Genomic DNA, 8,240 nt, shown 5'->3' on the forward strand with positions numbered 1-8,240 from the left:
GCAATCACCCCTCTTCCCCCCCACGCCCCTCTTCCGCTTTGGGTGCAGCTGATAAGCCGCGGGGGGGGGTCTTTGGGGGGGGGGGGGGGGGGGCGGGGGGGGGGGGGGGGCACCCCCCCCCCCCCGGGGCTCCGCCGTGCCGGCGCCGGTGTCAGGGCCGGCGGCGTCCGGTCACGGCGGAGCGGTTCAGGCGGTGGGCTGGTGCCCGCCGTTGTCGGTGTACGCCTCTTCGCGGTGGAAGCCGAGCGAGCGCATGACGGGGAAGTCGTTGAAGGAGAAGAGGCAGGCGTCCTCGGACTGGTCGAGGTTGCGGTGCTCGTGCCAGGCCCAGGAGGGCACGCAGAACATGTCGCCCTGCTGCCACTCGAAGCGCTGCCCGGCGATCACCGAGACACCGCGCCCCTTGGCGGCGGTGTAGATCACCGACCCGGTGTGGCGGTGTGCCAGCGTGGCCTGGCCGGGGCGCAGGAGCTGCATGTGGGCGCCCATGGTGGGCATGACGGACCCGCCGGTGACGGGGTTGGTGTACTCCGCGATGACGCCGTCGTACGGCGATCCCGCGGTGGCCTTGGCCAGATTGCGCAGGGCCTCGTACGTGGGTTCCCAGGGGAACGCCAGGAGCGGCGAGTAGGGGCGGGTCCACTTCTCCACGCCGTAGGGCAGCAGGTTCGCACCATAGGTGAGCACGGAGGAGTTGATGACCTCGCCCGGGGTCTGGTACAGCTCGGGGTGGACCTCGTAGAAGCCTGCGTCCAGGGCGTTGACCAGCGGGATGTCGAGTCCGTCCTGCCAGATGACGGGGGCGTCGTCCGCCTCGTTCCCGTGCTCGTGCCAGGTGCCGTTCGGGGTGATCGCGAAGTCCCCCGGTCCGACCTTCAGCTTCTGCCCGTCGACGATGGTCCAGGCTCCGGTGCCCTCGTGGACGAAGCGCAGCGCGGCGGCCTGGTGGCGGTGGGCCGTCATGGCCTCGCCGGGGCCCATGATCTGCAGGCCGGTGTAGAGGAGTCCCACGGCGGCACTGACGTCCTTGCGGCCCGGGTTGACGAGCATCACGACGCGGCGGCCTGCGTCATCGGCGTCGACCAGGTCGAGGGCCTTGCGGACCAGGGGGCGCAGTTCGCTGTAGCGCCACAGGACGGGTATGGACTTCGGCTGCGGGTACCAGGGCTCGATGTCGTTGGCCACGGTCCACAGCGCGCCGGCTTCGAGCTGGGCGAGTTCGCCGTAGAACGCGGTGAGTTCAGGGGAGTCGGACACCCGTGCTCGGCCCAGTCGGCTGTCGTCGTACTCGGTGGTCATGCGTCCTCATTCGTGGTGCCGGCGGTTTCGGCGGAGAGGGGTGAGAGGGGTGTGCACGGCGTCGTGGTGTGCGCCGGATCCGTTGCGAAGGTCACCGGGGTGCGCGGGCGGTTGTCGACGTGGAGCTGGAAGACGTCGAACCGGTTGTAGTGGCCGACGATGTCGTGCATCTGCTTGGGCTGGATGCACTTGGCCAGGTCGATCTCGGCGTACACGATGCCCTCGGTGTCGACCAGCGGCTCGGTGACGGGCCGGCCGTCGGGGCCGAAGACGCCGGACAGGGCGCTGCGGGGGCGGGCGAGCATACGGCGTACGTCCTCGTCGTCGCCCGCGACGGCGTCCACGATCTCCGACGAGATCGTCGAGCAGGCGACGACGGAGAACACCTTGCCCTCGAAGCTGTGGGCGGCGGTGCGGACCGCGATGGCGTCCGCCATGTCGTAGTCGGCGGGCGCCACCGGCAGGGCGATGTAGCAGGACGCGTGGACCAGTTCGCCCTGTGCGAGCAGGGTGAAGCGGGCGAGGGTATTGGTGTTCTCCCCGCAGGCGAGCGCGCCGAGCGGGCCCACGGGAGTGGGGTGGACCTTCAGCGAACTGCCGTCACCACCGGTCCAGGTCAGCTTCTCGGCCCAGGTCGGCACCAGCTTGCGGTGGATGCCGAGCAGTGCGCCGTCGGGGCCGATGGTGAGCAGGGTGTTGTAGAGGACGCCGAGGCTGTGCGGGCCGCGTTCGTTGACGCCCATGACGAGGACGATCCCGTACTGGCGGGCGGCAGCACGCAGTTGATCGACGTAGGGGCCGGGGACGTCGATGGCCGAGCGGTAGAGGCGCTCGAACCAGGGCGAGCCCTGGACGGGGTTCATCGTCCAGTTCCAGTAGGGATAGCCGGGGACGAACACCTCGGGGAAGACGACCAGTTCGGCACCGCCGGCCGCCGCCTCCGCGATGAGGGCGATCGCCTTGTCGACGGTCGCCGCGGCGTCCAGGTACACAGGAGCCGCCTGTACGGCCGCGGCGGTGAAGCGTGGCAGATTTTCCATCGGTTCTCCAGGTCAGCAGGCGGATGCGGCAGCGGGAAGGTGCGGGACCCAGCGCTGGTGCACGGGGAGGGACGCCTCGCGGAGCAGGTGGAGCCGGGGCGCGATCCGGTCGGTGCGCGCACCCGGCGGGCGGCCGCTGCCCGCCCGCCAGGAGGCGGGCCATGGCGCCCCCGGGCCGCTGTAGCCCTGGGCGGCGGCGGCGTGCAGGGTCCACAGGGGGTCGTACAGCTGCGCACGGCCGACGGCGCACAGGTCGGCCCGGCCGGCCAGGATGATCGAGTTCACGTCGTCGTACGTGGAGATCGCGCCGACGGCGATGGTGGGGATGTCCGTGGCGTTGCGGATCAGGTCCGCGTACGGAGTCTGGTAGCTGCGGCCGTAGCGGGGCTGCTCGTGGGAGACGACCTCGCCGGTGGAGACGTCGATGGCGTCGGCTCCCGCCTCGGCGAGCGCACGGGCGATCCCCACTGCATCCGCCTCGCTCAGGCCGCCCTCCGCCCAGTCGGCAGCCGAGATCCGGACGAGCAGCGCCCTGCCGGCCGGCCACACCGCCCGTACGGCGCGGAGCACTTCCAGGGGGAAGCGCAGCCGGCCGGCCAGGCTTCCGCCGTACTCGTCGGTGCGCTGGTTGGTGAGCGGAGAGAGGAACCCGGAGATCAAGTGGCCGTGACCGTACTGCAGTTCAAGAGCGTCGAAGCCCGCCCGGTCGGCCCGCTGGGCCGCGCGGACGAAGTCCCTCACGAGGACGTCCATATCTGCGCGGGTGACTTCGCGCGGCACCGGACTGCGCTCGTCCCACGCCAGCGCGGAGGCGGCGATCGGCGGCCCGTCGGCGTGGGCCGCCGCGCGGCGGCCGGCATGGGTGAGCTGGATGCCGAGGCAGGTGTCGAGCTGGCCGTGGACGAAGTCGGTGATGTGCCGCCAGGCGGCTTCCTGTTGGTCGGTGTACAGGCCGGGGCAACCCGGCGTGGCCCGCCCGGCGGCGCCGACGGCTGTCATTCCGGCGAGCACGAGGGCGCTGCCGCCGAGGGCCTGGGTGCTCAGGTGGACGAGGTCGAAGTCGCCGGGGACTCCGTCGCGTGCGGTGTACAGCGCGGTGGGCGGTACGACGACCCGGTTGCGCAGCAGCAGCCCGCCGAGCCGGAACGGGCGGAACATGGGCGGCACGGGCGAGGAGGAGTTGACGGCGGTGGTGAACTCCTCGTCGCGTACGCGCAGGTTGTCGTAGGTGACGCGGCGGCTGCGGGTGAGGAGGTTGAAGGCGAACTGCGCGGGCTCCTGCGCCGTGTAGCGGCCGATGTTCTCGAACCATTCGAGGCTGGCCTGCGCGGCCCGCTGGGTGGATTCGACCACCGGCCGGCGTTCGGTCTCGTACGCGGCGAGCGCCGAGGTCACATCGGGGTGTTCGTGCAGGCAGGCGGCCAGCGCCAGCGCGTCCTCCATGGCGAGCTTGGTGCCGGAGCCGATGGAGAAGTGGGCGGTGTGCGCGGCGTCGCCGAGCAGGACGACGTTCCCGTGGCGCCAGGAGGCGTTGCGGACGGTCGTGAAGCGGATCCATTTCGAGGCGTTGGGTATCAGGCGGTGGCCGTCGAGGTGCTCGGCGAGGATCTCCTCGCACTTGCGCACACTCGCCTCGTCGCTCTCGCCGCGCGCGAAATCCCGGTCGGCGAACGCTTCGAAGCCCGCCCGCCGCCAGTCGTCCTCGGCGATCTCCACGATGAACGTGCTGCGCTCGTCGTCGTAGGGATACGCGTGGACCTGGATGCTGCCGAAGTCCCGCTTCTCGACGATGAAGGTGAACGCCTCGAAGACGCGGTCGGTGGAGAGCCACATGTAGCGGCAGTGGCGCTCGTCCAGATCGGGGCGGAAGCTGTCGGCGTACGCCGCACGGGTCGACGAGCGGATTCCGTCCGCGGCGACCACCAGGTCGTAGCCGGCGGAGAGCTCCTCGACGGGCGGGGCCTGGGTGCCGTAGCGGACCTCCACACCGAGGTCCGCGCAGCGGTTCTGCAGGATCCCCCTCAGCCGGTTGCGGTCCAGGGCGGCGAAGCCGTGGCCGCCGGAGACGTGGACATCGCCGCCGTAGCGGACATCGATATCGCTCCACCGGGCGAACTCCGCGGACATCGCCGCGAACACGGCGGGATCGGCCTGCGCGATGCCGTCCAGCGTCTCGTCGGAAAAGACGACCCCGAAGCCGAAGGCGTCGTCGCGGGCGTTGCGCTCCCAGACGGTGATCTCCCACTGCGGTGAGAGCTGCTGGGCCAGGGCTGCGAAGTACAACCCGCCGGGGCCTCCTCCGATGACTGCTACACGCACGGTGTTCCTCCTCGTGGTTCCAAACACAGGATATGTTTCATATTTAGCGACCGTCAAAAGTCCAGCACATCCTGTGTGGTGCGTTTGACGCGTTGCCTCGGATCACGCGAAGAGCTCGGGGGCCTGCGGACCGCCCTTCGTGAGGACCTCCCGCACGTCATCGGGCCAGGCCGTGGATCCGGTGGCGCGTGCAGCCGCGTGGGCGATCACCATGCGCCCGGTGGCGGCCGGCTCCTCCCCCTCGCCGTGGACGGTGAAGGCGTAGTGCAGGGAGCTTCTTCCGACCTTGGTGATCTTCAGTTCGGTACGGACGGTCTCGCCGAACCACAGCCGGGCCCGGTAGTCGGCTTCGAAGTGGACGCGGGGCGTGCTGCCGAAGAGGTGGGCCAGCCCCAGTCGCCGCAGCAGGACCGCCTCCGCCGCCTCGACCCAGCGCACGACGGTGGAGTGGTGGTAGTGGCCGGCCGCGTCCGTGTCGGACCATTCGACGCGCCGCTCGATGACGACGCCGGGCAGGTTCTGATCGAGGGCTTCGACGCATCCGGCGGCGCAGCTGTCCGTCGCCGCGTCATCCGCCTGCCGCGAGCTGGAGGTGTCCATGATCGTGCCTTTCGAATCGGCGCTAGAGGGTGTGCTGGGCGCGCTTGCGCAGCTCGGCGCGCTGGAGCTTTCCGTTGCTCGTGCGCGGGAGGTCGGTGACGAACTCGACGGCGCGCGGGTACTTGTAGGGCGCGACGGTCCGCTTCACGTGGTCCTGGAGTTCCTTGACCGTCGCCGCGCCGGGCGCGACACCGGGGCGCAGGACGACGTACGCCTTGACGAGCATTCCGCGCCTGTCGTCCGGTGCTCCGACGACGCCGCACTCCTCCACGTAGGGATGGGTGGCGAGCGCCTTCTCGACCTCGGGGCCGGCGATGTTGTACCCGGAGGAGACGATCATGTCGTCGCTGCGGGCCACGTACCAGAAGTAGCCGTCGGCATCGCGGATGTAGGTGTCGCCCGTGATGTTCCAGCCGTTCCTGACGTACGTGGTCTGCCGGGGGTCCTCCATGTACCGGCAGCCCGTCGGGCCGGTCACCGCGAGGAGGCCGGGCTGCCCGTCGGGGACCGGGACACCCGCTTCGTCGACCACGCGGGCCCGGTATCCGGGAACGGGCCGTCCCGTCGAGCCGGGACGTATCTCGTCGTCGGAGGCCGAGATGAACACGTGGAGCATCTCCGTGGCGCCGATGCCGTCGATGATGCCGAGCCCCGTGGCCGCGTGGAACTCCTCCCACACCACCGCCGGCAGCGCCTCTCCGGCGGACACGCAGCGGCGCAGCCCGGAGAGTTGGTGCACCGCGCCGGCCGCCATGATGGCCCGGTAGGCGGTGGGCGCCGTGAAGAGCACGGTGACTCCGTGCTCCTCCACGAGGTCGGCCAACTGCTGCGGTGCGGCCTGCTCGATCAGCAGCGTCGCCGCACCCACGGAGAGCGGGAAGACGACCAGCCCCCCGAGCCCGAACGTGAAGGCCAGGGGCGGGGTTCCGGTGAAGACGTCGTCCCGGTGGGGCCGCAGGACATGGCGGGAGAAGGTGTCGGCGTTGGCCAGCACGTCGCGGTGGAAGTGCAGGGTCGCCTTCGGCCGTCCGGTCGTTCCCGAGGTGAAGGCGATCAGGGCCACGTCGTCCGACGCGGTGTCGACACTGCAGAACGACCCGCTCTTCGCGGCGCACCGCGCGACCAGGTCCTCCTTGCCCGGACCGCCGTAGGCCAGCACGGCCGGGCCGGAAGCGCCGGCGGCGGAGAGTTCCTCGAGATAGCGGTGGTCGCACACGGCCACGGCCGGCCGGCTGATCTCGCAGAGCTCCGCGAGCTCGCCGGCGCGCAGCAGCGGCATGGTGGTGACGGCGACGCCGCCGGCCTTCAGCACGCCGAACCATGCGGCCACGAGCCAGGGGTTGTTGGGGCCGCGCAGCAGAACCCGGTTACCCGGGACGAGGCCGAAGTCCTCGGTGAGCACCCGGGCGACCTGGTTGGCGTGTTCCAGCAGGTCACCGTACGTCCATCGGTCCGTCGGAGTCAGCAGACAGGGCCTGTCGGCCCCCCATCGCCCGACGGCGTCGTCGAGCAGGCGGTGGGCGCAGTTGAGCCGGTCCGGATAGTTCAACTCCGGTAGGTCGAAGTGCAGTTCGGGCCAGAGGGAGAAGGGCGGGAGCCGATCGCGACAGAACGTATCGACATGAGCAGACGGGGAGAGCTCCATAGGGCGGCACCTCAATCTCGGGGCAGCGGGGAGAACGAAGCCAGTATGTCGCTAAAGTTGCGACCGTCAATGATGCGCGATACTTGATTTTGCCAACACCGCGACGCGCGCAGCCGGCCTGTCGACTCCGGGGCGCCGGCACCCGCCCCAGAATCTTGTTACACGTGTAACATGCTAGGCATCCCCCTGTAGAGGTTCAAGCATTTCGGACAAGTGTCATAAAGCGTGAACTTCGGGATCCATGTCGATTGGAGAAGGCTTCGATGCCACAAGCACTTCCGGCCGGGCTCGACCTGGGGTGGCCTCCGCCCCGCTACCAGACGCCTGCACCGCCCGTGGTGGCCGAGAACGGCGTACGTCACTTCGACGGGGTCACCTACGCGACCACCCCCGGCTACCGGCCCCGGCTGCTCGACGTCCACGTGCCCGTGAGCGACGGGCCGGTCCCGGCCGTGATCTGGATCCACGGCGGCGGCTGGCTGGACGGCGACCGGCGCTATCCCCCGCCGACCGTCCCCGTCGAGCTGTTGCACGGTTCGATCCTGCGGGCCGGGCTCGCCCTGGTATCCATCGACTACCGGCACAGCCTCGAGGCCCCCTTCCCCGCGCAGCTGCACGATGTGAAGGCCGCCATCCGCTACGTCCGGCAGTTCGCCGACACCTTCGGCGTCGACGCGGAGCGGATCGGGGTCTGGGGCGAGTCCGCGGGCGGCCACCTGGCCGCGCTCGCCGGGCTCACAACCCCGGACAGCCCGGTCGGTGAGGCCCTGGAGGGCGGCGAGGGCGTACGCGACGGGCACACCGCGGTACTGGCCGTGGTGGACTGGTACGGCGTGTCCGATGTCGCATCACTGCTCTCCCACGCCCTGCCGCCGGCTCCGCCGGGGGCCGAATTCCCCAACCCGTTCACCGCACTGCTGGGCGGCACCCCCGATGAGCAGCCCGAACTGGCCCGGACCGCCAGCCCGCTCACCCACGCGCACGGCGCGACTCCCCCGCCCTTCCTGCTGGTTCACGGCACTGCGGACATGCTCGTGCCCTACAGCCAGAGCGAGGTGCTCGCAGAGGCGCTGAGGAGCGCCGGCGGCGAGGTCACCCTCCAGCCCGTGGACGGCGCCGACCACATCTTCCTCGGCGCCCCCGACGTCACTCCGATCGTCACGGAAAGCGTCGCCTTCCTGGCCCGCCACCTGGGCGCCTGACCGCACCCCCGGCTCCGGTCGCGACGTGGGGGGGGGGGCCCCGTGCAGGGGGGGTCCCCCGTCCCCCCATGTCCCCCCCACAAAGCCCCCGCACCAAAACAAAAAAGCCGCAGGGGGTTGTGTAGGTGAGAGAGG

6 protein-coding genes are annotated in these 8,240 nt (G+C 70.5%); 1 reads left to right on the forward strand and 5 read right to left on the reverse strand.

The features are described from left to right. Nucleotides 1-186 precede the first annotated feature (186 nt). The 5 genes from ACZ7H1_RS07945 to ACZ7H1_RS07965 form a co-directional block, all read right to left on the reverse strand. Nucleotides 187-1,299, reverse strand: coding sequence for a cupin domain-containing protein (locus ACZ7H1_RS07945; protein WP_470784673.1), 1,113 nt, complete (start codon nucleotides 1,297-1,299; stop codon nucleotides 187-189). After that, complete coding sequence (locus ACZ7H1_RS07950; protein ID WP_470784674.1) at nucleotides 1,296-2,339, reverse strand: carbon-nitrogen hydrolase family protein; 1,044 nt, start codon at nucleotides 2,337-2,339, stop codon at nucleotides 1,296-1,298. The genes ACZ7H1_RS07945 and ACZ7H1_RS07950 overlap by 4 nt, the downstream gene beginning before the upstream one ends. 12 nt (nucleotides 2,340-2,351) lie before the next feature. Further along, nucleotides 2,352-4,658, reverse strand: a complete 2,307-nt coding sequence (locus ACZ7H1_RS07955) for an oxidoreductase (RefSeq protein ID WP_470784676.1) — start codon at nucleotides 4,656-4,658, stop codon at nucleotides 2,352-2,354. Nucleotides 4,659-4,760: 102 nt separating this feature from the next. Beyond that, nucleotides 4,761-5,258, reverse strand: a complete 498-nt coding sequence (locus ACZ7H1_RS07960) for an acyl-CoA thioesterase (protein WP_470784678.1) — start codon at nucleotides 5,256-5,258, stop codon at nucleotides 4,761-4,763. A gap of 22 nt (nucleotides 5,259-5,280) precedes the next feature. Further along, nucleotides 5,281-6,903: an AMP-binding protein gene (locus ACZ7H1_RS07965; RefSeq protein ID WP_470784680.1), complete on the reverse strand. Its 1,623-nt coding sequence runs from the start codon at nucleotides 6,901-6,903 to the stop codon at nucleotides 5,281-5,283. 263 nt (nucleotides 6,904-7,166) lie between these two features. Here ACZ7H1_RS07965 and ACZ7H1_RS07970 point away from each other — a divergent pair, with 263 nt between their 5' ends. Further along, the gene (locus tag ACZ7H1_RS07970; RefSeq protein ID WP_470784681.1) at nucleotides 7,167-8,105 is read left to right on the forward strand and encodes an alpha/beta hydrolase fold domain-containing protein; all 939 of its coding nucleotides are present in this window, start codon (nucleotides 7,167-7,169) and stop codon (nucleotides 8,103-8,105) included. The last annotated feature ends 135 nt before the right edge of the window (nucleotides 8,106-8,240 follow it).

Source organism: Streptomyces sp. NPDC037401 (assembly GCF_055602345.1).